The following is a 24,226-nucleotide window of genomic DNA, read 5'->3' on the forward strand; positions in this document are numbered from 1 at the left end:
TCGTAGGGCTCCCGCGCCACGTCCGTCCGCGGGGGTTTGGCGCACAATAGGCGCAAAGAAGGCAGGAGAGTCATGCGTCCCACTCAGTGGCGTACGTCCACCCACCTGATCGTGGGCGTGGGGGTGCTGGCGATTGTCGCCGCCCTGGTGGCCGCTGCCGCGCTGCTCACCGGCGACCACGGTGCGAATGCCGCGCATGTTCCGCCACCGCCGCCGGCTGTCACGGCCAGGCCGGGCGTCGTCCCGGTGGCGGCCACCGCCCCCACACCGAGCCGCTCGGGATTGGCCGCGGCGCTGGCGCTGGTCGCGGCCGACCCCAACCTGGGCAAGCTGGGTGCGCGGGTCACCGACGCGATGACCGGCGAAGAACTCTGGCAGCAGGGCGACGACGCTCTGCTGCAGCCGGCGTCCACCAACAAGACGCTGACCAGTGCCGCGGCGCTGCTGGCGTTGGACCGCAACGCACGGGTCACCACCCGGATCGTGGCCGGCACCGGGCCGGACGCCACCGGAACCGTTGTGCTGGTCGGCGGCGGCGATCCAACGCTGTCGGGTGCCGCGCCGGGACAGGGCACCTGGTACCACGGCGCGCCGCGGCTCAGTGACCTTGCCGACCAGGTTCGCCGCAGCGGCGTGACGCCGACGGCCATCGAGGTGAACACGTCGCTGTTCACCGGCCCGACGTTCGCCCCCGGTTGGGACCCGGCCGACATCGAAGGCGGCGACATCGCGCCCATCGAATCGGTGATGCTCGATGCCGGACGGATTCAGCCGGCCACCGACGAGTCACGACGGTCGGTGACGCCCGCCCTGGACGCCGGCCGCGCGCTGGCCACCGCGCTGGGCGTCGACCCGCAGCGGGTGACGGTCACAAGCCGGCCCGTCGACTCCAGCGCGCGGCAACTGGCCGCCGTCCAGTCGGCGCCGCTGATCGACCGGCTCAACGAGATGATGAACGTCTCCGACAACGTGATGGCCGAATGCATCGCGCGGGAGGTCGCCGCGTCGATGCAGCGGCCGCTGAGCTTCACCGGAGCCGTTGCCGCAGTGACGAATCGGCTCAACACCGCGCACATCGACACCGGCAGCGCGATGCTGCGTGACTCCAGCGGGTTGTCCGTGGAAGACCGGCTGACCGCCAAAACCCTGGACGCCGTGGTGCAAGCGGCCGCCGGAGCCGACGAGCCGACGTTGCGGCCGCTGCTGGATGTGTTGCCGATCGCGGGCGGCAGCGGCACGTTGTCGGACCGATTCATCGACGGCACCCCCGCCGGTTCCGGGCCGGCAGGTTGGTTGCGTGCCAAGACCGGTTCGCTCACCGCGATCAACGCGTTGGCGGGGGTGGTGACCGATCGCAGCGGGCGGGTGCTGAGCTTCGCGCTGATCTCCAACGACGCCGGCCCGTCCGGTCGTACGGCGATCGACGCGGTGGCCGCCACGCTGTGGTCGTGCGGGTGCGTGGCATGACCCCCACGTCGGACCTGACCGTCGGGCGGACGGTCGACTGGGGATTCGCGGCCACGGTCGGGCAGCGGCTGGCCCGTCCGGGACCGCCGTCCACCGACTACACCCGCCGCCAGGTGATCGAAAACCTGTCCACCGCAGCCAAAGCCGCGGAGCCACCGGTGCGCGAGGTCACCGGCCTGCACGTCGACACAGCCGTCGCCGAGGCGCGCATCGTCGACCGGCCGGGCTGGATTCGGGCGGCGGCCGAGTCGATGCGGGTGATGACCGGCGGAACCGACACACCGCGCGGCGCGATCAGCGGCCGCATCACGGGCGCGCAGACCGGCGCCGTGCTGGCCTTCGTCGCGACCGGGATCCTCGGCCAATACGACCCGTTCGCCGACTCCGACGGTGGCGGTGCGTTGTTGCTGGTCTATCCGAACGTCATCGCGGTCGAACGCCAATTACGGGTCGAGCCGGCCGATTTCCGGCTGTGGGTCTGCCTGCACGAGGTCACCCACCGCGTGCAGTTCACCGCCAACCCCTGGCTGTCGGGTTACATGTCGGAGGCTCTCGGTGTGCTGACCACCGACGGCGCCGACGACATCACCCAGGTGGTCGGCCGATTGGCCGAGCTCGTCCGTGGCCGCTCGTCGCGGTCCGACCCGAATTCGGCAGGCATCCTCGGCTTCCTGCGCGCCGTGCAGTCCGAACCGCAGCGCGAGGCGCTGGATCAACTATTGGTCCTCGGCACGTTGCTGGAGGGTCACGCCGATCATGTAATGGATGCCGTTGGACCCGTTGTGATTCCGTCGGTGTCCGACATCCGGGCTCGCTTCGACGAGCGTCGGCAGCGCAAACAGCCACCGCTGCAACGGTTGCTACGCGCACTGCTGGGCATCGACGTCAAACTGAGTCAGTACACCCGGGGCAAGGCATTCGTCGACCACGTGGTGGACCGGGTCGGGATGGCCCGGTTCAACGCCGTGTGGACGAGTCCGGACACCCTGCCCCGGCCGGCCGAGATCGAAGATCCGCAGCAATGGATCGACCGGGTGCTGTAGCCGACCTCCGCGCAGCGGTGGCGGCGTTCGCAACGAAGCATCTCGGCCCCGCCGAACAGTGGTGCGTGGCCCTGTCGGGCGGCCCGGATTCGTTGGCGCTCACCGGCATTGCGGCGTCGCTGCGGCCCACCACCGCGCTGATCGTCGACCACGGCCTGCAGCCCGGATCGGCGGACGTGGCCGCGACCGCGCGCCGACAAGCAATGCAGCTGGGTTGCGTTGACGCTGAAGTACTTTCCGTCCAGGTGGACGGTGACGGCGGCCCAGAGGCCGCGGCGCGCAGTGCCCGCTACCACGCGCTGGCGGCGGCTCGTCACGATCGACCGGTATTGCTGGCCCACACCCTGGACGATCAGGCGGAGACGGTGCTGCTCGGGCTGGGCCGCGGGTCCGGGGCGCGGTCGATCGCCGGCATGTGGGCCCACGATCCGCCGTGGTGCCGCCCGCTGCTGGGCGTCCGACGCGAGGTCACCCACGCCGCTTGTGTGGAGCTGGGCCTGACCGCCTGGCAGGACCCGCACAACCTCGATCGGCGGTTCGCCCGCAGCCGGTTGCGCCACGAGGTGCTGCCGCTGCTGGAGGACGTGCTCGGCGGGGGTGTGGCCGAGGCGTTGGCGCGCACCGCAACCGCACTGCGCGCCGACACCGAGCTGATCGATTCGCTGATCGAGCAGGCGATGAGCACGGCGTCGACCGCCGACGGACTCGACGCCGGCGTGTTGACCGCGTTGCCCGACCCGGTCCGTCGCGGCGTCATCCGCAACTGGCTCCTGGCGGGTGGCGCGATCGGGTTGACCGACAAGCAGATTCGTGGGGTGGACGTGTTGGTCACCGCGTGGCGCGGTCAGGGTGGCGTCGCGGTCGGCTCCGCTTTGCGCGAGCAACGGCTGGTCGCCGGCCGGCGTGGCGGCGTTTTGACGTTGCATCAGGAGCCGGTCTAGTTCTCGACCGGATGGCATGGCACGCTGTGCTCGTGGCAGCGGAATCGCCGGAGCTCTACCCGGGGGACATCAAGTCGGTCCTGCTGGCCGAAGAGCAGATCCAGAGCCGCATCGCCGAACTCGGTGCTCAGATCGGGGTCGAGTACCGGCAACGCGCCGCCGATGGTGGTCGCGACCTGCTGCTGGTCACCGTGCTCAAGGGCGCGGTCATGTTCGTCACCGACCTGGCCCGCGCTATTCCACTACCGACCCAGTTCGAGTTCATGGCGGTCAGTTCCTATGGATCTTCTACGTCGTCCTCGGGCGTGGTGCGCATCCTCAAAGACCTCGACCGCGACATCAACGACCGCGACGTGCTGATCGTCGAAGATGTGGTCGATTCCGGCCTCACGCTGTCGTGGCTGCTGCGCAACCTGGCCACCCGCCGTCCGCACTCGCTGCGGGTGTGCACGCTGCTGCGCAAGCCTGACGCACTGCGCGCCAACACCGACATCGCCTACGTGGGTTTCGACATCCCCAACGAATTCGTGGTGGGGTACGGCCTCGACTACGACGAGCGCTACCGCGACCTGCCGTACATCGGCACCCTGGACCCGCGGGTCTACCAGGACTAACCGGCCGGGACTAACGCAGTTCCCAGACCGCGGTGACCGAGAAGCTCACTGTCTGCTGGCCGGGTTCCAGCGGCACTGCCGCCGGCATCATCCGCGGCGCCGGAGCAATGGTCGGGGCCGCGCCCCCGGACGCCTCCGAGATGGAGATGATTGTGCCCAGCCCGAGGCCGGACAGCTGGGCGTATTGGCCGGCGCGGTCCTTGGCGTCCTGAAACGCCCGTGCCCGGGCATCTTTGACCAGTTGCGAGTCGTCGGCGATGGAGTAGCTGACCGAGTTGATCCGGGTGGCGTCGCCGCCGGTGCCGACGATGACGGCCAGCAGCCGCGAGGCTGTGCCGGCGGGGTGGATCTTGACCCGGATCGAGTTCGCGGCGCGGAAGCCGGTGACGACGGTGCCGGCGGTATCGTACTGCGGCTGCAGGCTGACATCGGTGGTGCTGATGTCCTTGCGGTCGACGCCGGCATTGGCCAGCGCATCGATCACCGCCTGCTGGCGGGTGTTGGTCTGGTCCATTGCCGCGGTCACGTCGCGGGCGGTGAATTCGATGGCGGCGTCGGCGGTGAGGGTGTCGGGAACGCCCTGCACGTGCCCGGATCCGACGACCGTCACCTGACGCGGGTGTTCGCTGACCTTCTCAACCGCGGCGTGGTCGCACGCGGCGGCCGATGCAGCCAGGCCGGTGGCGAGCAGAATGCGGATCGGCAGTGAGGCACGCATGGTTGGCCACCCTAGTCGGCGGTGATGTTGAGGGCGCTGTGCCGGCGGCCCCACGCCAGGTAGAAAGCCAGCGCCACCGCGACCCAGCAGCTGAACGCGACCCAGGTGTACCAGTGCAGGCTGAACAGGATGTAGGCGCATGCCGCGATGGACAGGATCGGTGTCACCGGATAACCAGGCACTCTGAAACCGCGCGGCAGGTCGGGGTCCTGGATTCGGAGCACGATCACGCCGGCCGACACCACGATGAACGCCGTCAACGTGCCGATCGACACGATCTCGGCCAGCCGGTCCAAGGGGACCATGGCAGCCAGCACGGCCACCGCCGCCGCCACGATCACGGTGTTGTGCACCGGAGTCATGGTGCGGGGGTTGACCTTCGCGAAGGCAATCGGCAGCAGCCCGTCCCGCCCCATCGTGAACAGGATTCGGGTCTGGCCGTACAGCGTCACCAGCGTGACCGAGAAGATCGAGATCACCGCACCCGCCGAGACAATGGTGCTGCCCGCGGAATTGCCGGTGATGTGGTCGAGGATCACGGCCAGCACCGCCTCTTCGCCCTTGAAATCCTGCCAGCGCTGGGCCCCCAGCGCGGCGACCGAGACGAGCAGGTGGATTGCGGTCACGATCAGCAGCGCGGCGATGATCGCGCGCGGCATGGTGTGTTGGGGGTCTTTGACCTCGTCGCCGGCGGTGGACACCGCGTCGAGGCCGATGTAGGCGAAGAAGATCGTGCCGGAGGCCAGGCTGATGCCGGAGACACCGAACGGAGCCAGGTCGGTGAAGTTGCCCGCGTCGAACGCGGTGAACGCTACCGCTGAAAAGAGCACCAGCACACTGATTTTGATGACCACCATCACGGCGTTGGCCTTGGCCGATGTGCTGGCCCCGCGGATCAGCAGCAGCGTGCACATCGCGACCAGGGCGATCGCCGGCAGGTTGACCATGCCGTGTTGGGGGTCCCACGGCGCGGACGAAATCGATTGCGGCAGAGCAAAACCGAACAGATTGTAGAGCAATTTGTTGAGGTACTGACTCCAGCCGACTGCGACTGCTGCAGCGGACACGGCGTATTCGAGGAGCAGGCACGCCGCGACGCCCATCGCGGCGAATTCTCCCAGGGTGGCGTAGGCGTACGAGTAAGCCGACCCCGACACCGGTACCGCCGAGGCCAGCTCCGCGTAGCAGATCGCGGCCAGCCCCGCCGCGACGCCGGCGATGAGGAACGAGATGACGACGGCCGGGCCCGCTTGCGGCACCGACTGCGAGAGCACGATGAAGATGCCCGAGCCGACCGTCTCGCCGACGCCGAACATCGTCAGCAGGAAAACGCCGAGACTGCGTTGCAGATGCTCCGAAGCGCCCGCGGCCACGGGTGCGCCGTTGACCGGACGCCGCCGCAGCATCTGCTCGGGCAGGCTCAGCGCCGGCGTGGGCATGGCGCCTCCTCCGTGGCATCGGTGATCGCACGCCGGGTCGGTCGACTGCTCGGCCAAAGCTGCCCGCTTCGTCCATCGCGATGTGGCCAGCCCGGACCAAGATATACCAGCTCAGGGCCTCGCGCCGGGTGTGACACGGGCGGTCCGGCGGCAGCGGTGCGCGGGCGCGCGGCATGGCTTCGACCGGAAAATTTCGGAGTTATCGAAAGGTGTTGTCTGAGTTCAGACGTCAAAGAAACATCTACGAATAATGACTATTGACAACAAGTTTGAGATTTCACGCCGGACGGATGCCCCGGCGGATGGTGGTCAGAAAGTGAACATAGCTAGCCCCAGCAAAGCTTAGCGGGTAACGTCGCCCTCATCGGAAAGTTCATATCGTTTTCTAATCATACTGAACTCCAACATATTTCATGCCAATTACCTATCTGCCGAGTGGCTTTCGCAGCTAAGTGAATAGTTGCCGACTCGACGGTGAACAGGGTCGATGGAGGCTGTGTTGGGGCGCCATGGCTGGCCTAACGTGGCGGATGATCCGCTTCAGTCGCGACGACGCCAACTGAAGCTGTTGAACCCAAGTACTTTTCGGAGGGACCATGTCCAACGTCATTGCGCAGCCCGAAGTCCTCGCGGCCGCCGCGGGCAAGCTGCACACCATCAACGAGGCGCTGCGCGCCGGCAACGCGGCCGCGGCCGGCCCGACGACCGGCGTGACGCCGGCGGCCGGCGACCTGGTGTCAGCGCTGACTGCCGCTCAGTTCGCCTCGCACGCGCAGCTATATCAGACCGTCAGCGCGCACGCGGCCGCGGTGCAGCAGTTCATGGCCAACGTTCTGACCGCCAGCTCCGGTTCGTACGCGGCCACCGAGGCCGCCAACGCCGCCGCAGTCGGTTAGGCCCCGCCGGACATGATCGATTTTTCGTTGTTGCCCCCAGAGGTCAACTCGGGGTTGATGTACGCCGGTCCCGGCTCGAGCCCGATGGTCACCGCGGCCTCGGCGTGGGCGAGCCTCGGAGGTGAGCTGCACAGCATGGCCGCCGCCTACGAGTCGGTGATCGCCGCCCTGACCGACGGATCATGGGTCGGCCCGGCCGCCGCCTCGATGGCAGTCTCGTCGCAGGCTCAGGTCGAATGGCTGCTCGACAGCGCCGCGCGCGCTGAGCAGGTCGCGGCTCAGGCTTCGGCAGCGGTCAGCGCCTACGAGGCGGCCTTCATCGCGACGGTGCCGCCTGCGGAAGTGGCGGCCAACCGGGCGCTGCTGCTGCAGCTGATCGCGACCAACCTGCTGGGGCAGAACACGCCGGCGATCCTCGCCACCGAAGCGATGTACGCCGAGATGTGGGCGCAGGACGCGGGTGCCATGTACAGCTATGCCGGGGCGTCGGCCGCGGCGTCGACGCTGGCACCGTTCAACGTGGCGGCTGAGTCGGCCAACCCGGCCGGCCTCGGTGCCCAGGCGGCCGCTGTCTCGCAGGCGGTCGGTTCCAGCGCCGGACAGGACGTGACCAATGCTTTGGCGGCGGCGGCCGCACCGGCGGCGCCGGGTGACCTCACTTGGGAACAGTTGCTGGCCCAGCTGGGTCTGACCGGCACCCTTCCGAACTCCAACGGCGACGGCCTCGTCCTCAATGGCGTCCTCGGCGACATCATCGAGGGTCTGACCGGTTCGCAGACGGTGGATGGCAGTACACCCTTTGACTCGTTCATCCGGTTGATCTCCCCCTTCCGACTGTCCACCACCGCTACCAAGGACATCGAAGGGCTGGCCGAAGCGGCGACTAAATCGTTCGGGGGGGCTGCGAAAGTGTCGGCGGTCGAGGCGATCCCGGCGGCCCTTCCACCGCCGAGCCTGCCGTCGGGTATTTCCGGTGCCGGGGCTCTCGGCGGCCTGGGCAAGGCGGAATTGGTGGGCAGGCTGTCGGTACCACCGGGTTGGGGCGGAGTTGCCCCGTCGGTGAGCCCGGCCGTGACCTCGATCGGCAACCTCGGCACCCCGGTGTCGTCGCAACCGCTCACCGCCCAGCCCGTCGCCAACAGCATGGGTGCCCCGCCGGTGATGGCCGGCGGCGGCCGCGGCGGCATGCAATTCGCGGCTCCGCGTTACGGTTTCAAGCCGACCGTATTGCCTCGTCTGGTCGTCGGCGGTTAGGGAGTCACCAGGATCTTGCAGTGACGTTCGGGGTCGCCTAAGTCATCGAAGGCGGCCCCGACGTCCGCGAGACCGACGGTGCCGGTGATCATCGGGGCGACATCGATCTCCCCCTCGGCGATCGCCCGGAGCGCCTCGTTGAATTCGCCTGGCTCGTAGGCGAGGACGAACTGAACGCTGAGTTCCTTGGCGATCGCAAAGAACGGGTAGACGGTGTCAGCCTGCATGGAGACGCCGACCACGACGAGCCGCGTGCCGTGCCGGGTACGGCGGATCACGTCGTCGATGATCCCCGGTACGCCGACTGCGTCGAATACCACCGCCGGTTTCGCGGTGTCGAACGGCGAATCCTGCGCGGGGTCGACCGTCCGGTGGGCGCCCATGGCGGCGGCCAGTTCTCGTCGACTCGGCGAAAAATCGGATGCCACAATGCTTTCGATACCGCGTGCGCGTAGCGCGGCGATCACGGCGATGCCGATCGGGCCGCAGCCGAGCACCAGCGCCTCTTCGCCGGGTTTGACCGCGGATTTGTTCACCGCGTGCAGACCCACCGCCATCGGCTCGGTCAACGAAGCATGTTGCACGTCAAGGCCGTTGGGGATTGGTACGAGTAGCGGTGCGGATAGCAGCATTCGCTCGGCGTAGCCGCCCACCGTCGTGTTGCTGTAGACGATTGCCTCGACTCCCGTGCCCGACAACAGCACCGGCACCGACGTGACGAGGGTCCCGGCCGGATGCGTGTCGGTGTCGGGTCCGGCCTCCAGGATCTCCGCGCTGAACTCATGGCCCATGAACACATCGCGGCTCAAGTCGACGGCCATGCCACCACCGTTGGGCATCTCGCTGCTCAGCGACAGCACCTCGGCGCCGTGTGCCGCGAAATGCAGGTCAGAGCCGCAGATTCCGCATGAGCGGACCGCGACCAGCACCTGGCCGGCACCCGGCACCGGCTCGGGGAGGTCGTCGCGGTACACCATGCGGCCGTTCCGAAGCACCGAGGCGCGCATCAGTTGCTTTCGCCGACATGTTCGGTGATCGCTTGGACGACGGCTTGTCCGGCCCGTCCGATCAACTCGTCGCGCTTGTCCTTGGCCCATTCGTGTGACGATCGGGCGGCCTCGAGCTGTCCCTTGAAGTGCGGGATGACCTTGCGGGCCATCAGTTCGTAGCAGTGATAGGTCGCTTCGGGTGACGCCCAGTCGTGCCCGAGCATCAACAGCGTCCCGAATCCGCCCGAGCGCTCCAGTAGATCCTCGATGTGAGCGATCGCGTCGTCGGGGCTACCGATGCAGCAATTGCCTTTGGCCGCATAGTCTTCGACGAACCCGCGAGGCGTCTGCTCTCCCTCGACGGCGTTGGCCAGCGGAACGAACCCGGCAGCGCCGAAGTAGTTGGCGAAATCCTGCAGACCGTAGGTGCAGTCGTCGATGGCCTTGTCGCGGGTATCGGCGATGTGCATGATCGACAGGACCCGCCAGTCGGCGCGGTCCGGCTCGTCGCGGCCGGCTTTAGCGGCCTGTTCTTCGACCACTCCCCAGGTGTTGTCCAGCGCGGCGTAGCCGCCAGGCACCGACATCGACAGCGACAGCAGCGACGTGCCAAGCTTCCCGGCCAGCCGCGGGCCGGACGGGGAAAGCATTGCCGCCGTTGATATTTCCGGGTACGGCCAGGTGTAGGGACGGATGTGCAGTTGCGCGTCACGCAGAGTGAACCAGTCCGAGTGCCGGTTGATCCGCTCGCTCGGTTCGGCGCGGAGCAGGGCCAAGATCGCTTCCAGGGATTCCTGCATCATCCGGCGCTGCTCGATCGGGTCGATGCCCATCATGTACGCGTCCGAAGGCAGTGCTCCCGGGCCGGCCCCGAACATCACCCGCCCTCGGGTCAGATGATCCAGCAGCACCCATCGGTCGGCCACCATCAACGGGTGGTGGTAGGGCAGCGACACCACACCGGTGCCCAGCCGGATGTGCTTGGTCCGCTCGGCGGCCGCGGCGATGAACACCTCCGGGCAGGCGATCAGCTCGTAACCGCCGGAGTGGTGCTCGCCGAACCACGCCTCGTCGAAGCCGAGCCGATCCAGCGCCACTACCCGGTCCAGGTCGTATTCCAGTGCCAGAGTGGGTGATTGGCCGGTGGGATGAAACGGTGTGACGAAGACGCCGAAGTTCAGCGGACGCGTCATGCCCGCTCGGCCGCGATCTTCAGGCTCGACAGGAAGTCCAGCAGCAATTCGTTGACCTGTTTCGGTTTCTCCTGCTGCAACCAATGTCCGGCGCCGTCGATGAGCACCTCGCGGTAGCGGCCGGTGACCAGCTCCGGAGCGCGGTCCGGACGCATGAAGCTCAGCACCGGGTCGGCGGTGCCGCCGATGAACATGGCCGGCACGGTGATGGTTGCGGCCGGCGGGTCGGCCAGCAGCTCCCAGTTACGGTCCAGGTTGCGGTACCAGTTCAGCCCGCCGGTGAAGCCGGTGCGCTCGAATTCACCGACGTAGTGGTCGACCTCCTCGCCGGTGATCCAGTCCGGCAGGCCGTCGGCCTCCGGCAGCCGGTCGATGAAGCCGGCCGGGCCCGGTTCGATCATCCGCAGCGCTGCCGTCGGGTCGTCGGATCGGGTCAGTCCGCCCAGCATCCGGGTGATGGTTCGGTGGGGGTCGCCACCGAGTTCTGCGTCGGCCACCCCGGGCTGCTGGAAATACAGCATGTAGAAGAAGTTCTCACCGAAGATCGACCGGAACGCTGTGGTCGGCGGAACCTGCGACCGCGGCACCGGCGGCACGCTCATGCCGACGACGGCCGCGACCCGGTCCGGGTGCAGCTGGGCCGAACTCCACACCACCGGGGCTCCCCAGTCGTGACCGACGAACACCGCCTTGTCGGCCCCGACGTCGTCGAGCAGGCCGATCAAGTCAGCGGACAGCTCGGCGACGTTGTAAGCGGCGACGTCGGCCGGGCAGGTGGTGCGGCCATAACCGCGCTGGTCAGGCGCCAGCACGTGGTACCCGGCGGCGGCCAGCGCCGGAATCTGGTGACGCCAGGAGTAGGCGAGTTCGGGGAAGCCGTGGGCCAGCACGACAACCGGCGCGCCCCGCTCACCCGCCTCGAGGGTGTGCACCTGCACGCCGTTGGTGTCGATGATGCGTTCGGAGATGGGCTGGCTGTCAGACACCGCTTCACCAAAGCACACGTGCGCCCCGGCGGGTGTCGGGAACTTCGATTCGTTGTTCAGACCGAGACGTTCCGTGAGCCGACCACCTGCGCTCGGCTCTGGCCGGGTCGCCGTTTACCGCGGGCGGTAACCTGGACTATTCCAGCTGCGTGTATCGGGAAGGACCTGGCCGGCAACGGCCGATGATTGATGAACCGTAAAAACGTGATCCGCACGCTCACGGCCATCGCAGTCGTGCTTCTGCTTGGCTGGTCTTTCTTCTACTTCAGCGACGACACCCGCGGCTTCAAGCCGGTCGACACGTCGGTGGCGATGGCCCAGATCAAGGGCGGCAACGTCAAGAGCGCCCAGATCGACGACCGCGAGCAGCAGGTCCGGCTGACGCTGAAAAGCGCCGCCACCGGCACCGAGGGCTCCGACAAGATCATCACCCACTACCCGACCGGCTACGGCGTCCCGCTGTTCGACCAGCTGAACGGCAAGGACGCCCAGGTCGGCACCGTCGTCAATCAGGGCAGCATCATCGGCTCGATCGTGGTCTACGTGCTGCCGCTGCTGCTGCTGGTCGGCCTGTTCATGATGTTCTCCCGCATGCAGGGCGGCGCGCGGATGGGCTTCGGCTTCGGCAAGTCGCGGGCCAAGATGCTGAACAAAGACATGCCCAAGACCACCTTCGCCGACGTCGCCGGGGCCGACGAGGCGGTCGAAGAGCTCTACGAGATCAAGGACTTCCTGCAGAACCCCTCGCGGTACCAGGCGCTCGGCGCCAAGATTCCCAAGGGCGTGCTGCTCTACGGCCCGCCTGGAACCGGCAAGACCCTGCTGGCGCGCGCGGTCGCCGGTGAAGCGGGGGTGCCGTTCTTCACCATCTCCGGATCCGACTTCGTCGAGATGTTCGTCGGCGTCGGCGCCTCCCGGGTGCGGGACCTGTTCGAGCAGGCCAAACAGAACAGCCCGTGCATCATCTTCGTCGACGAGATCGACGCCGTCGGCCGTCAGCGCGGTGCCGGACTCGGTGGTGGCCACGACGAGCGCGAGCAGACGCTGAACCAGCTGCTGGTCGAGATGGACGGCTTCGGCGACCGCCAGGGCGTCATCCTGATCGCCGCCACCAACCGCCCCGACATTCTGGATCCGGCGCTGCTCCGGCCCGGCCGGTTCGACCGCCAGATCCCGGTGTCCAGCCCCGACCTGGCCGGTCGGCGGGCGGTGCTCCGGGTGCACTCCCAGGGCAAGCCGTTCGGCCCGGATGTCGAATTCGACGGCCTGGCGAAGCGGACCGTCGGGATGACCGGCGCTGACCTGGAGAACGTCATCAACGAAGCGGCGCTGCTGACCGCCCGCGAGAACGGCACCGTCATCACCGGAGCCGCCCTGGAAGAGGCGGTCGACCGGGTGGTGGGCGGCCCGCGCCGCAAGGGCCGGATCATCAGCGAGCAGGAAAAGAAGATGACCGCCTACCACGAGGCCGGGCACACCCTGGCCGGCTGGGCGATGCCGGGCATCGACACCGTCTACAAGGTGACGATCCTGGCCCGGGGCAACACCGGCGGTCACGCCCTGGCGGTGCCAGAGGACGACAAGGGCCTGCAGACCCGCTCGGAGCTGGTCGCCAAACTCGTGATGGCGCTGGGTGGTCGCGCGGCCGAGGAGCTGGTCTTCCACGAGCCGACCACGGGCGCGGTGTCCGACATCGAGAAAGCCACCAAGGTCGCCCGCGCGATGGTCACCGACCTCGGCATGAGCTCCAAGTTGGGCGCGGTCAAGTACGGAACCGAGGGCGGCGATCCGTTCCTGGGCCGGACGATGGGCACCCAGGCGGACTACTCGCACGAGGTGGCCCGCGAGATCGACGAGGAGGTGCGCAAACTCATCGAGACCGCGCACACCGAAGCCTGGGAGATCCTGACCGAATACCGCGACGTGCTCGACACGCTGGCCGGCGAGCTGCTGGAGAAGGAGACGCTGCACCGCGCCGAGTTGGAAGCGATCTTCACCGCAGTCGAAAAGCGCCCACGCCTGACACTTTTCGACGATTTCGGCGGTCGCATTCCGTCGGACAAGCCGCCGATCAAGACACCGGGCGAGCTCGCGATCGAGCGTGGCGAGCCCTGGCCCAAGCCGGAGACCGAGCCGGCCTTCAAGGCGGCCATCGCAGCGGCGGCGCGGGATGCCGCGCAGGCCGAAGCCGAACGAACCGCCAATGGCAACAACGGTTCTCACGGCGGTACCAACGGCGGCCCGCAGGTGTCGACGCAACCCGACTACGGTGCGCCCGTCGGCTGGCACGCACCGGGATGGCCACCGCCGCAGCAGCCGGGTTACTGGTACCCGCCGCAGAATCAGCCGCCACAACACTGGCCGGCGCCACCACACCAGCCCGCGGGTCAGCCCTACCCGCCGTATCCGCCGTATCCGCCGCCCGGTGCACCCGCGCCGGAGACGGGCCAGTCCGCCGACCCACCCGGTGGCGGCGCGGGACCGTCTAACCCCTCGACGCACGGCTGACACGAACGGAGTCTGCGATGGCGCAGCACAATTCCCATACCGCGACTCTGAACGGCCGGGTCTTCGATCAGCCGCGCGCCGAGGCCGCCATCCGCGAATTGCTCATCGCCATCGGTGAAGACCCGGACCGGCACGGGCTGCTGGACACCCCGGCCCGGGTCGCACGCAGTTACCAAGAGATGTTCGCCGGTCTCTACATCGACCCGGATGCAGTGCTGGACACCACCTTTGACGAACAGCACGACGAGCTGGTGCTGGTCAAAGAGATCCCGCTGTACTCCACCTGCGAGCACCACCTGGTGGCGTTCCACGGCGTCGCTCACGTCGGCTACATTCCCGGTCACGACGGCCGGGTCACAGGCCTGTCCAAGATCGCCCGGCTGGTCGACCTGTACGCCAAACGCCCGCAGATCCAGGAGCGCCTCACCGCGCAGATCGCGGACGCGCTGATGCGCAAGCTGGACCCACGTGGCGCCATCGTCGTGATGGAGGCCGAGCATCTGTGCATGTCGATGCGCGGAGTCCGCAAGCCGGGAGCGGTCACCACGACGTCGGCCGTGCGCGGACAGTTCAAGTCCGACAACGCACTTCGAGCCGAGGCGCTCGACCTGATCCTGCGCAAGTGAGCACGGCGCACGTTCAGATCATGGGCGTGTTGAACGTCACCGCTGATTCGTTCTCGGACGGCGGCCGTTACCTCGATGTCGAGCGTGCGGTGCAGCATGGTTTGGCATTGGCCGCCGACGGCGCGTCGATCATCGACGTCGGCGGCGAGTCCACTCGACCGGGCGCAGTCCGTGTCGATCCGCAGGTGGAGACCGACCGCGTCATCCCTGTCATCAAAGAGCTTGCCGCGCAGGGAATTACCGTCAGTGTCGACACCATGCACGCGGGTGTTGCGCGGGCCGCGCTGGAGAACGGTGCCGCGATGGTCAACGACGTCTCCGGCGGCCGCGCCGACCCGGCGATGGCCGACGTGCTGGTCGAGGCCGATGCGCCGTGGGTGCTGATGCACTGGCGCTCGGTGTCGGCCGAGTCACCGCATCAGGTGCCGCCATATCGCGACGTGGTCGCCGAAGTGCGTGACGAGTTGATGGCCGGTGTCGACACCGCGGTGGCCGCGGGAGTGAACCCGGCCAAGCTGATCGTCGATCCCGGATTGGGTTTCGCCAAGTCGGCCCAGGACAATTGGGCGCTGCTGCATGCCTTGCCCGAATTGGTGGCAAGCGGCTTCCCGGTTTTGGTCGGGGCTTCGCGTAAGCGCTTCCTGGGCAGCTTGCTGGCGGATTCCGACGGCGCGGTGCGGGCGCCGGACGGTCGCGAGACGGCCACCGCGGTGGTGTCTGCGCTGGCCGCGCTGCATGGTGCCTGGGGAGTTCGGGTACACGACGTGCGAGCTTCGGCCGATGCTGTCAAAGTGGTCGAGGCATGGACGTACGCAGGGAACGGTAATGGCTGACCGAATCGTGTTGCGCGGATTGAAGGTTCGCGGAAATCACGGCGTATTCGACCACGAACGCGCCGAAGGGCAGGATTTCATCGCCGACATCACCGTCTGGATCGACTTGGCGACCGCCGCGACCAGCGACGACTTGGCGGACACCTACGACTACGGCGTGCTGGCGGAACGGGCCGCCGCCGTGATCGCGGGTCCGGCCCGCAACTTGATCGAGACGGTCGCCGGCGAGATCGCCGAGGACGTCATGAAGGACGATCGGGTGCACGCTGTGGAGGTGACGGTGCACAAGCCGCAGGCTCCGATTCCACTGACCTTCGACGATGTCGCGGTGGTGGCCCGCCGGTCCCGCCGCGGCGGCCGCGGGCAGGTGGTGCCGGCGTGATCGCCTTCGACGACGACGATCCCGGTGAGGCCGGGGTGGAGGAGTGGCACATATGACACGCGTCGTGCTGTCGATCGGATCCAACATCGGCGACCGGCTGACCCGGCTGCAGTCGGTGCTCGACCGGCTCGGCGACTCCGTGCAGGCGGTGTCGCCGGTCTACGAGACGGCCGCCTGGGGCGGAGTCGAGCAGGGCGCGTTCCTCAACGCCGTGGTCATCGCCGACGACCCGACCCTCGACGGGCAGGGCTGGTTGCGTCGCGCGCAGGAGATGGAAGTGGCTGCGGATCGAGTCCGCGGCCAGAAGTGGGGCCCGCGCACCCTCGATGTGGACCTGATCTGCTGCCACGTGACGTCGCCGGACGGCGACAGCGAGCTGTTCTCGCTGGAGAACGGCCTGACGCTGCCGCATCCACTGGCTCACCTGCGGGCCTTCGTGCTCATTCCATGGCTTGCCGTCGACCCCGACGCGGCGTTGACGGTGGCCGGCGGCACGCAGTCGGTCGCCAGGCTGATCGCCGAGCTCGACACATCCGACCGTGCCGGTGTGCGGCACACGGATCTCGCCCTCGAGCCGCGTCCTGGAAGCTGATGGGCCCCACCCGGAAGCGTGAGCTGGCGGCCGCGGCACTCGGCGCCGCAGTCGCGGGATACCTGGTGGTTGTCGCCCTGTACCGGTGGTTTCCGCCGATCACGGTGTGGACCGGTTTTTCGTTGTTCGCGGTCGGGGTGGGCGAGGCGATCTGGGGGCGCCACGTGCGGGCGAAGATCGCCGCCGGCGAGATCGGCGACGCGTCGGGTTGGCTGCATCCGCTGTCGGTGGCCCGCACGGTGGTGATCGCCAAGGCGTCGGCCTGGGTCGGGGCACTGGCGTCGGGCTGGTGGATCGGTGTGTTGGTCTACCTTCTGCCGCGCCGCTCGTGGCTTCGGGTGGCCGCCCAGGACACCACCGGGACGGCCGTCGCGACGCTGAGCGCGCTGGCCTTGGTGGCCGCCGCGGTGTGGTTGCAGTACTGCTGCCGATCGCCCGGCGATCCCGGCGACAACGCCGACATCGGTGAGGGCGTCGAAAGTTAGCTAGCCCCGGTGACCACCGGAATTCGGCGATTAGTCCAGGTGAGAAACGCCGGAGCGCGGCGACACGCGCAGTGACCTAGGGCCGGTACAGTCGGGCCATGACCGATCTGTCCCGCGGCGTCCGCATGCGGCGCAGCGGCCGCAGACCCGGTTGGGTACTGCTGACGGCGTTGCTGGTTCTGGCCATCGGAGCCAGTTCCGCGCTGGTCTTCACCAGCAGAGTCGAACTCCTGAAGCTCGCGGTGATCCTCGCGCTGTGGGCCGCCGTGGTGGCGGCGTTTGTCTCGGTGATCTACCGCCGGCAGAGCGATGTGGATCAGGCCAGGGCGCGGGACCTCAAGCTGGTGTACGACTTGCAACTGGACCGGGAGATCTCGGCGCGGCGCGAGTACGAGCTGACCGTGGAGTCCCAGCTGCGTCGCGAGCTTGCCTCCGAACTGCGGGCGCAGGCGTCCGATGAGGTATCCGAGCTCCGCGCCGAGCTGGCGGCACTGCGTACCAACTTGGAGATCCTGTTCGACGCGGAGCTCAGCGACCGGCCGGCACTGGAGGGCGAGCGCAAGGCGGTCCGCGGCTACTCCGAGTGGGACCGCGAGAACGAAAGTGCCCGCGATCGCGTCAACCGGGTGTCGTCGGTCCGGGCCGAAGAACCTGCCCGGCGGTCCGACGACACCATCATCGACGTGCACGAGGAGCCGCTGGCCCCGGCCGCGCCGCGGCAGCCGGCGGTGGAGAGCTACCACCAGGCTTACGCCCCGCAGCCACACGAGGCCTACGCACCGCCTCGTCCGGGCCGGACCCCGGAGGCGACGGCTGAGCCGGAGCGCGGTTCGCATTGGCGTCCCAGCGAGCCCGAAACACCCCCCGCCCGCCAAGAGCCGGCGCCCACCGGCGGCTGGCATCCACCGCAGGCGCCCGTCGGCCCGATCGAGCGGCCACCCGAGGGCCGCGGCTGGGCTCAGCCACCGGCTCAGCCCGCTGGGTGGGTCGCCCCCGGCACCTCGCCCACGACCGGGCCGCAGCGATTCGAGCCGCCCCAGTCGCCGCGGCGGTCGCATCGTCGTGCCGAAGGCGGCCCGCCCTCTGAGCCGCTGCCGGCACCGCCTCAGCGTCCGGACCGGCCAGAACCGGTTCCCGCACAGTTCGCCCCGGCCCCGACGCCCCCACCGCCTGAGCCGCCGCAACAGCAGGCGACACCCGAGCGGCCCGAGCTGCAACAACCCGAGCCGCCCCAGTATCAGCCGCGGATCCCGTGGCCGCCACCCGGGGAGGCGCCGCGGCAACCGGAGCAACCGGCGACCTGGCAGCCGGTCAGCCAGGAGGGCCAATGGTTGCCTCCGGGAGCTCCGGGCAGCAACTGGAATTCCGGTCAACCCGAGAGTCCGGTGCCGGCGTCGTGGGCGTACGACAACGGTCCGTCCCGCGACAAGCTCTCACACCGTGCCCCCGGCAGCGGTGACCCAGCCGCAGAGGCGCCTGCTGAGCGTCGGGGCCGCCACTCCGGCGGCCCTGCCGAATCGGCTCCCAACCCTGCTGGCCAGCCCAACCCGGCCGGCCAGCCCAACCCGGCCGGCCAGCCGAGGGAGGTACAACCTGAGTCGAGCGAGTCGGGCCGGCGCGCCCGGTCTCGCCACTCGGCCGAGCCCGCCGACGCCGCGTCTGCCGATATCGATTCTCCAGCCCCGGCGATGTCACCGCCGCCGCCACCGCCACCACCATCACCGACGGCAGCTCCGGACCGCGGCCCGGCGATGTCGCCGCCGCCCGCGGCCAGCGCCCGCCATCGCGGCGCCGACGCGCTGGCCGAATCCGGCGACCCACAGTCCGGCGGGCAGTCGGTGGCCGACCTGTTGGCGCGGTTGCAGTCCACCCCGTCGGAGGGCGGGCGTCGACGACGCCGCGAGGACTGAGGCGAACACCACAGCGTCCGGCTGAGGTGTCGCGGTAGCATCTCTACGACCGTCCGGTACCCGCTACGCGGGACTGGAACGAAACCAAGGACTTGTGAGGGTCGTCTGCGATGGTGCAGTTCGACGGATTGCGCCCGGCTCGGCTCAAGGTGGGGATCATCTCCGCCGGCCGGGTTGGAACCGCACTGGGGGTGGCGCTGGAGCGCGTCGACCATGTGGTCGTCGCCTGCAGTGCCGTTTCGCGAGCGTCCCGGCAGCGCGCCGAGCGCTGGTTGGCGGACACTCCGGTGGCCTCGGTGCCTGATGTCGCGGGTGACGCCGAGTTGCTGCTGCTGGCCGTGCCGGACACCGAATTGCCCGGCCTGGTAACGGGTTTGGCGTCGACTCAGGCGGTGCGGCCCGGCACCATCGTCGTGCACACCTCGGGCGTCAACGGCGTTGACGTGCTGGCCCCGCTGAGCTCTCGAGACTGCATTCCGCTGGCCATTCATCCCGCGATGACGTTCACCGGATCCGACGAGGACATCGCACGCCTTCCCGACACCTGCTTCGGCATCACCGCGGCCGACGAAGTCGGCTATGCGATCGCGCAGTCCCTGGTGCTCGAGATCGGAGGCGAACCGTTCCGGGTTCCCGAGCACGCGCGCACGCTCTATCACGCGGCCCTGGCCCACGCCGGCAACCACATCGTCACCGTGGTCACCGACGCCCTCGATGCGCTGCGGGCCGCGGTGTCCGGTACCGAGCTGCTCGGACAACAGCTGGTCGACAATCAGCCCGGCGGCATCGCCGAGCGCATCCTGGGACCGCTGGCCCGCGCGGCGCTGGAGAACACGCTGCATCGCGGACAGGCGGCCTTGACCGGCCCGATCGCTCGCGGCGACGCCGGCGTCGTCGCCGGTCACCTGCGTGCGCTGCAGCTGGTCGACCCGCAGTTGGCCCAGGCCTACCGGGCGAACGCGATGCGCACGGCCGAGAAGGTCCATGCTCCCGACGACGTGCTCGAGGTGCTGGCGCGATGAGCAGCAGACGGCCACCGAAATTCAACGCCGGCGAGCTCAACCTCTTTGTGGAGCCGGCCGACGTCAGGCAGATCAGCCGGGCGTTACGCCGAACCGGCCGACGGGTGATGCTGGTGCCGACCATGGGAGCTCTGCACGACGGGCACCTGGCGCTGGTGCGGGCCGCCAAGCGCGTACCCGGCTCGGTGGTGGTGGTCTCGATTTTCGTGAACCCGTTACAGTTCGGCGCCGACGAGGATCTCGACGCCTATCCGCGCATCCTCGAGTCGGACTTGGCCTTGCTGCGCGGTGAGGGAGTCGAAATAGCGTTCACGCCAAGCGCTTCGGGGATGTACCCGGGCGGTCCGCGGACCACGGTGTACCCCGGACCGCTTGGATCGGAGCTCGAAGGCGCTGTGCGGCCGACGCATTTCGCGGGCATGCTGACGGTGGTCTGCAAACTGTTGCAGATCGTTGCACCCGATCGAATCTTCTTCGGCGAGAAGGACTATCAGCAGCTGGTGCTGGTCCATCAGATGGTTTCCGACCTCGACATCGACGTCCAGGTGGTCGGCGTGCCGATCGTGCGCGAAACCGATGGTCTGGCGATGTCGTCACGCAACCGGTATCTCAGCGCCGCCGAACGCGAATTGGCCGGCATCTTGTCGGCCGCTCTGCTGGCCGGCTCGCACGCCGCGCCGGGTGGCGCGCAGGCCGCACTGGATGCCGCCAATTCGGTCCTCTCGGAAGTCCCGGCGATCGACGTGGACTACCTCGAGGTGCGTGACGGCGGCCTGGGACCGGCCCCCGTCACCGGCGCCGGCCGTCTGCTGGTCGCCGCGCGACTGGGCAGAACCAGACTGCTGGACAACGTCGCAATTGAGATCGGAACCACCATCGGCGCCGACGGGCTGATGCCCGCCGCACCAGCCGAGCCTCTCGAATCACATTGGAGGAACTGATGATACGGACAATGCTCAAGTCGAAGATCCACCGTGCGACAGTCACGCAGGCGGACCTGCACTACGTGGGTTCGGTGACCATCGACGCCGATCTGATGGACGCGGCCGACCTGCTCGAGGGCGAACAGGTGACCATCGTCGACATCGACAACGGGGCCCGGCTCGTCACGTACGCGATCACCGGCAAACGGGGCAGCGGTGTGATCGGAATCAACGGTGCGGCAGCGCATCTCGTACATCCCGGCGACCTGGTGATCCTGATCGCCTACGCCCAGATGGAGGATGCCGAGGCGCGTAGCTACCAGCCCAGGATCGTCTTCGTCGACGCCGAGAACAAGGCCATCGACCTGGGTAACGACCCCGCCTTCGTGCCGGCCGACGCAGGCGAGCTGGTCTCGCCGCGATGAAGGCCCGCTAGCCGTGCTGCTGGCCATCGACGTCCGCAACACCCACACCGTCGTCGGGCTGCTGTCGGGCACCAAAGATCACGCGAAAGTCGAGCAGCAGTGGCGGATCCGGACTGAGTCCGAGATCACCGCCGACGAACTGGCGCTCACCATCGACGGGCTCATCGGCGACGACTCCGATCAGCTCACCGGTGCGACGGCGCTGTCCACCGTGCCCTCGGTGCTGCACGAAGTGCGGCTGATGCTCGAGCAGTACTGGCCGACGGTGCCGCACGTGTTGATCGAACCCGGTGTCCGCACCGGCATCCCGCTGCTGGTCGACAACCCGAAAGAAGTCGGTGCCGATCGGATCGTCAACTGCCTGGCGGCTTTTCAGAAATACAACACCGCGGCAATCGTGATCGACTTCGGCTCCTCGATTTGCGTCGACGTGGTGTCCGCCAAGGGTGAATTCCTCGGCGGCGCGATCGCGCCGGGCATCCAGGTCTCCTCTGATGCCGCCGCGGCCCGCTCGGCCGCCTTGCGGCGGGTCGAGCTGACCAGGCCCCGATCGGTGGTCGGCAAGAACACCGTCGAATGCATGCAAGCCGGGGCCGTGTTCGGTTTCGCCGGCCTGGTCGACGGCCTGGTCGGCCGAATCCGCGCCGACGTCGACGGCTTCGCCGGCGACAACGTGGCCGTGGTGGCAACCGGTCACACCGCTCCGCTGCTGCTGGCCGAGCTGAGCTCGGTGCATCACTACGACCAGCACCTGACCTTGCACGGGCTGCGCCTGGTGTTCGAGCGCAACCGCGACAGTCAGCGCGGACGCCTCAAGACCGCACGCTGACCGATCCGCTCCACGCCAGACCGAGTCAGGCGCGACCGCGCCCTGCTGCTGTCCCGCGACGCCGACCGCCGCGAACACCCCACCGTCTTAACTGCTTTAAGCTGGCTGTTCGTGACGGCCGGCGACAACGACTCCGCGGACCCCCGAGACCTCCCCGAGCAGTTTCGGATACGCCGGGACAAGCGGGAGCGTCTCGCCGCCGGGGGTCGCGATCCCTACCCCGTCGAAGTTCCTCGCACCCACACCCTCGCGCAGATCCGCGCCGCGTATCCCGATCTGCCGGCCGACTCCGCAACCGGAGACGTCGTCGGGGTCGCCGGCCGGGTGGTGTTCGCCCGCAACTCCGGCAAGCTGTGCTTCGCCAGTCTCCAGGACGGCGACGGCACCCAATTGCAAGTCATGGTCAGCCTGGCCGGGGTCGGGCAGCAGGCGCTCGACGAATGGAAGGCCGACGTCGACATCGGCGACATCGTCTTCGTCCACGGCGAGGTGATCAGCTCCCGGCGCGGTGAGCTGTCCGTGCTCGGCGACAGTTGGCAGATGGCCTCCAAGGCCCTGCGTCCGCTGCCGGTGGCGCACAAGGAGATGAGCGAGGAATCCCGGGTCCGGCAGCGCTACGTCGACCTGATCGTGCGCCCCGAGGCGCGCACGGTGGCCCGTCAGCGAATTGCCGTGATGCGCGCATTGCGTAATGCTCTGGAGCAACGCGGCTTTTTAGAAGTCGAGACGCCGATCTTGCAGACTTTGGCCGGTGGCGCGGCCGCACGACCCTTCGTGACGCACTCCAATGCGCTCGACATCGATCTCTACCTTCGGATCGCACCGGAACTGTTCCTGAAGCGCTGCGTAGTCGGTGGCTTCGACAGGGTCTTCGAAGTAAATCGAGTGTTCCGAAACGAAGGTGCCGATTCCACGCATTCGCCGGAATTCTCCATGCTGGAGACGTATCAAGCGTATGGAACGTATGACGATTCTGCCGTTGTTACCCGCGAGCTTATTCAACAGGTGGCTGACGAGGCGATCGGTAGTCGACAACTCCCGCTACCCGACGGCAGCGTCTATGACATCGACGGAGAATGGGCGTCGATTCAAATGTATCCGTCACTATCCGAGGCACTTGGCGAAGAGATCACACCGAACTCCAATGTTGCTGGCCTGCTCGCTATCGCGGCCTCACTCGGCGTCGAGGTGCCGACCGACCGCGGCTACGGCCACGGCAAGTTGATCGAGGAACTCTGGGAGCACACCGTCGGCGCAACGCTGACGGCGCCGACCTTCGTCAAGGACTTTCCCGTCGAGACAACTCCATTGACGCGTCAGCATCGCAGCATTGCCGGAGTGACCGAGAAGTGGGATTTGTATATCCGCGGGTTCGAGCTGGCCACCGGTTACTCGGAGTTGATCGACCCGGTGGTCCAGCGGGAGAGGTTCGCTGAGCAGGCCCGCGCGGCGGCGGCCGGCGACGACGAGGCGATGGTCCTGGACGAGGATTTCCTGGCCGCGCTGGAACACGCTATGCCGCCGTGCACGGGAACCGGAATGGGCATCGATCGGCTGTTGATGGCTTTGACCGGCCTGTCGATAAGGGAAACAGTATTATTTCCTATTGTGCGTCCGCATAGCAGCTGAGCTCCGGTGACGCTGTATTGAATTACCCGTCGGGGTATGGCAGATTATGCGGCGGGGGCGGTCCGAGCACGTGTCTTGTATGGCAAGTGTCTAAGAAGAAAGCATGAGGCTCAGCCATGGCAAAGAAAGTGACCGTTACTCTTGTCGACGATTTCGACGGTGAAGGCGCCGCCGATGAAACCGTCGAATTTGGTCTTGACGGTGTCACCTATGAGATTGACCTTTCGGCTAAAAATGCGACGAAACTCCGCAACGACCTGAAGCAATGGGTGGAAGCCTCTCGACGGGTCGGCGGGCGCCGTCGTGGGCGGTCGAGTTCCGGCCGGGGCCGCGGTGCCATCGACCGTGAGCAGAGCGCCGCGATCCGGGACTGGGCGCGTCGCAACGGCCACAACGTGTCGACGCGGGGCCGGATCCCGGCCGACGTCATCGACGCTTTTCACGCCGCGACCTGATCGGCGCCGTCCCACTTTCGCTAGCAGCGAACTGATCTGACACACAACGCGGGAAACGAATGCTCGT

Annotated in this window: 23 protein-coding genes and 1 pseudogene; 19 read left to right on the forward strand and 5 right to left on the reverse strand. The window is 67.9% G+C overall.

Features of this window, described 5'->3' with window-relative positions; all coding sequences use genetic code 11:
- The first annotated feature begins 72 nt into the window (after positions 1 to 72).
- From dacB to hpt, 4 genes are read left to right on the forward strand one after another with little or no spacing between them, the layout of a single operon-like run.
- The gene (dacB, locus tag ACZYW1_RS13585; RefSeq protein ID WP_463786500.1) at positions 73 to 1,467 is read left to right on the forward strand and encodes a D-alanyl-D-alanine carboxypeptidase/D-alanyl-D-alanine endopeptidase; all 1,395 of its coding nucleotides are present in this window, start codon (positions 73 to 75) and stop codon (positions 1,465 to 1,467) included.
- Positions 1,464 to 2,510 (forward strand): zinc-dependent metalloprotease, encoded by a 1,047-nt coding sequence (locus ACZYW1_RS13590; RefSeq protein ID WP_463786502.1) that lies wholly within the window; start codon positions 1,464 to 1,466, stop codon positions 2,508 to 2,510. Before dacB ends, ACZYW1_RS13590 begins: the two co-directional genes overlap by 4 nt.
- Complete coding sequence (gene tilS / locus ACZYW1_RS13595; protein ID WP_463786503.1) at positions 2,489 to 3,451, forward strand: tRNA lysidine(34) synthetase TilS; 963 nt, start codon at positions 2,489 to 2,491, stop codon at positions 3,449 to 3,451. Before ACZYW1_RS13590 ends, tilS begins: the two co-directional genes overlap by 22 nt.
- Positions 3,452 to 3,462: 11 nt before the next feature.
- Complete coding sequence (gene hpt, locus ACZYW1_RS13600; protein WP_463786505.1) at positions 3,463 to 4,065, forward strand: hypoxanthine phosphoribosyltransferase; 603 nt, start codon at positions 3,463 to 3,465, stop codon at positions 4,063 to 4,065.
- 10 nt (positions 4,066 to 4,075) lie between these two features.
- Here the strand turns inward: hpt and ACZYW1_RS13605 are convergent, their stop codons facing one another.
- Complete coding sequence (locus tag ACZYW1_RS13605) at positions 4,076 to 4,783, reverse strand: SIMPL domain-containing protein (RefSeq protein WP_463786508.1); 708 nt, start codon at positions 4,781 to 4,783, stop codon at positions 4,076 to 4,078.
- A gap of 11 nt (positions 4,784 to 4,794) precedes the next feature.
- Positions 4,795 to 6,222, reverse strand: coding sequence for an APC family permease (locus ACZYW1_RS13610; protein WP_463786510.1), 1,428 nt, complete (start codon positions 6,220 to 6,222; stop codon positions 4,795 to 4,797).
- Positions 6,223 to 6,818: 596 nt separating this feature from the next.
- On the opposite strand from ACZYW1_RS13610, the gene ACZYW1_RS13615 reads away from it, so the two are divergent.
- Positions 6,819 to 7,118, forward strand: a complete 300-nt coding sequence (locus tag ACZYW1_RS13615; protein WP_463786512.1) for a PE family protein — start codon at positions 6,819 to 6,821, stop codon at positions 7,116 to 7,118.
- Positions 7,119 to 7,130: 12 nt separating this feature from the next.
- Positions 7,131 to 8,372 (forward strand): PPE family protein, encoded by a 1,242-nt coding sequence (locus ACZYW1_RS13620; RefSeq protein WP_463786514.1) that lies wholly within the window; start codon positions 7,131 to 7,133, stop codon positions 8,370 to 8,372.
- Here the strand turns inward: ACZYW1_RS13620 and ACZYW1_RS13625 are convergent.
- Genes ACZYW1_RS13625 through ACZYW1_RS13635 form a run of 3 tightly spaced genes read right to left on the reverse strand, consistent with a single transcriptional unit; the run spans position 8,369 to position 11,540 of the window.
- Positions 8,369 to 9,379 carry a zinc-binding dehydrogenase gene (locus ACZYW1_RS13625; RefSeq protein ID WP_463786515.1) on the reverse strand — a complete coding sequence of 337 codons (1,011 nt, stop codon included), beginning with the start codon at positions 9,377 to 9,379 and terminating at the stop codon, positions 8,369 to 8,371. The two genes, ACZYW1_RS13620 and ACZYW1_RS13625, sit on opposite strands and share 4 nt — an antisense overlap.
- Entirely contained in the window at positions 9,379 to 10,554 is a 1,176-nt protein-coding gene (locus ACZYW1_RS13630) for an LLM class flavin-dependent oxidoreductase (protein ID WP_463786517.1), read from the reverse strand. The genes ACZYW1_RS13625 and ACZYW1_RS13630 overlap by 1 nt, the downstream gene beginning before the upstream one ends.
- A complete protein-coding gene (locus tag ACZYW1_RS13635) occupies positions 10,551 to 11,540 on the reverse strand; it encodes an alpha/beta fold hydrolase (RefSeq protein WP_463786518.1) in 990 nt (329 codons plus the stop codon). The genes ACZYW1_RS13630 and ACZYW1_RS13635 overlap by 4 nt, the downstream gene beginning before the upstream one ends.
- A gap of 189 nt (positions 11,541 to 11,729) precedes the next feature.
- Here ACZYW1_RS13635 and ftsH point away from each other — a divergent pair, with 189 nt between their 5' ends.
- The 13 genes and pseudogenes from ftsH (at position 11,730) to lsr2 (ending at position 24,159) form a co-directional block, all read left to right on the forward strand.
- Positions 11,730 to 14,048: an ATP-dependent zinc metalloprotease FtsH gene (gene ftsH, locus ACZYW1_RS13640; RefSeq protein ID WP_463786519.1), complete on the forward strand. Its 2,319-nt coding sequence runs from the start codon at positions 11,730 to 11,732 to the stop codon at positions 14,046 to 14,048.
- Positions 14,049 to 14,065: 17 nt separating this feature from the next.
- Complete coding sequence (gene folE / locus ACZYW1_RS13645) at positions 14,066 to 14,674, forward strand: GTP cyclohydrolase I FolE (protein ID WP_463786521.1); 609 nt, start codon at positions 14,066 to 14,068, stop codon at positions 14,672 to 14,674.
- Positions 14,671 to 15,507 carry a dihydropteroate synthase gene (gene folP / locus ACZYW1_RS13650; RefSeq protein ID WP_463786523.1) on the forward strand — a complete coding sequence of 279 codons (837 nt, stop codon included), beginning with the start codon at positions 14,671 to 14,673 and terminating at the stop codon, positions 15,505 to 15,507. Before folE ends, folP begins: the two co-directional genes overlap by 4 nt.
- Positions 15,500 to 15,889 (forward strand): dihydroneopterin aldolase, encoded by a 390-nt coding sequence (folB, locus tag ACZYW1_RS13655; RefSeq protein ID WP_463786524.1) that lies wholly within the window; start codon positions 15,500 to 15,502, stop codon positions 15,887 to 15,889. Before folP ends, folB begins: the two co-directional genes overlap by 8 nt.
- A gap of 52 nt (positions 15,890 to 15,941) precedes the next feature.
- A complete protein-coding gene (gene folK / locus ACZYW1_RS13660) occupies positions 15,942 to 16,481 on the forward strand; it encodes a 2-amino-4-hydroxy-6-hydroxymethyldihydropteridine diphosphokinase (protein WP_463786526.1) in 540 nt (179 codons plus the stop codon).
- A complete protein-coding gene (locus ACZYW1_RS13665; RefSeq protein WP_463786527.1) occupies positions 16,481 to 16,966 on the forward strand; it encodes a DUF3180 domain-containing protein in 486 nt (161 codons plus the stop codon). Before folK ends, ACZYW1_RS13665 begins: the two co-directional genes overlap by 1 nt.
- A 98-nt stretch (positions 16,967 to 17,064) precedes the next feature.
- Positions 17,065 to 17,577 (forward strand): annotated as a pseudogene (locus ACZYW1_RS13670) (DUF6779 domain-containing protein); the annotation flags it as partial.
- A gap of 1,409 nt (positions 17,578 to 18,986) precedes the next feature.
- Entirely contained in the window at positions 18,987 to 19,898 is a 912-nt protein-coding gene (locus tag ACZYW1_RS13675; RefSeq protein WP_463786529.1) for a Rossmann-like and DUF2520 domain-containing protein, read from the forward strand.
- Positions 19,895 to 20,839, forward strand: a complete 945-nt coding sequence (gene panC, locus ACZYW1_RS13680) for a pantoate--beta-alanine ligase (protein ID WP_463786530.1) — start codon at positions 19,895 to 19,897, stop codon at positions 20,837 to 20,839. The genes ACZYW1_RS13675 and panC overlap by 4 nt, the downstream gene beginning before the upstream one ends.
- Positions 20,839 to 21,246: an aspartate 1-decarboxylase gene (gene panD, locus ACZYW1_RS13685; protein WP_463786532.1), complete on the forward strand. Its 408-nt coding sequence runs from the start codon at positions 20,839 to 20,841 to the stop codon at positions 21,244 to 21,246. Before panC ends, panD begins: the two co-directional genes overlap by 1 nt.
- 13 nt (positions 21,247 to 21,259) lie before the next feature.
- Positions 21,260 to 22,075: a type III pantothenate kinase gene (locus ACZYW1_RS13690; RefSeq protein ID WP_463786533.1), complete on the forward strand. Its 816-nt coding sequence runs from the start codon at positions 21,260 to 21,262 to the stop codon at positions 22,073 to 22,075.
- A gap of 111 nt (positions 22,076 to 22,186) precedes the next feature.
- Entirely contained in the window at positions 22,187 to 23,704 is a 1,518-nt protein-coding gene (lysS, locus tag ACZYW1_RS13695) for a lysine--tRNA ligase (protein WP_463786535.1), read from the forward strand.
- Between the two features lie 116 nt (positions 23,705 to 23,820).
- Positions 23,821 to 24,159 carry a histone-like nucleoid-structuring protein Lsr2 gene (gene lsr2, locus ACZYW1_RS13700; RefSeq protein WP_285185623.1) on the forward strand — a complete coding sequence of 113 codons (339 nt, stop codon included), beginning with the start codon at positions 23,821 to 23,823 and terminating at the stop codon, positions 24,157 to 24,159.
- Positions 24,160 to 24,226 lie beyond the last annotated feature (67 nt).

This window comes from Mycobacterium sp. IDUB_36 (assembly GCF_055419225.1).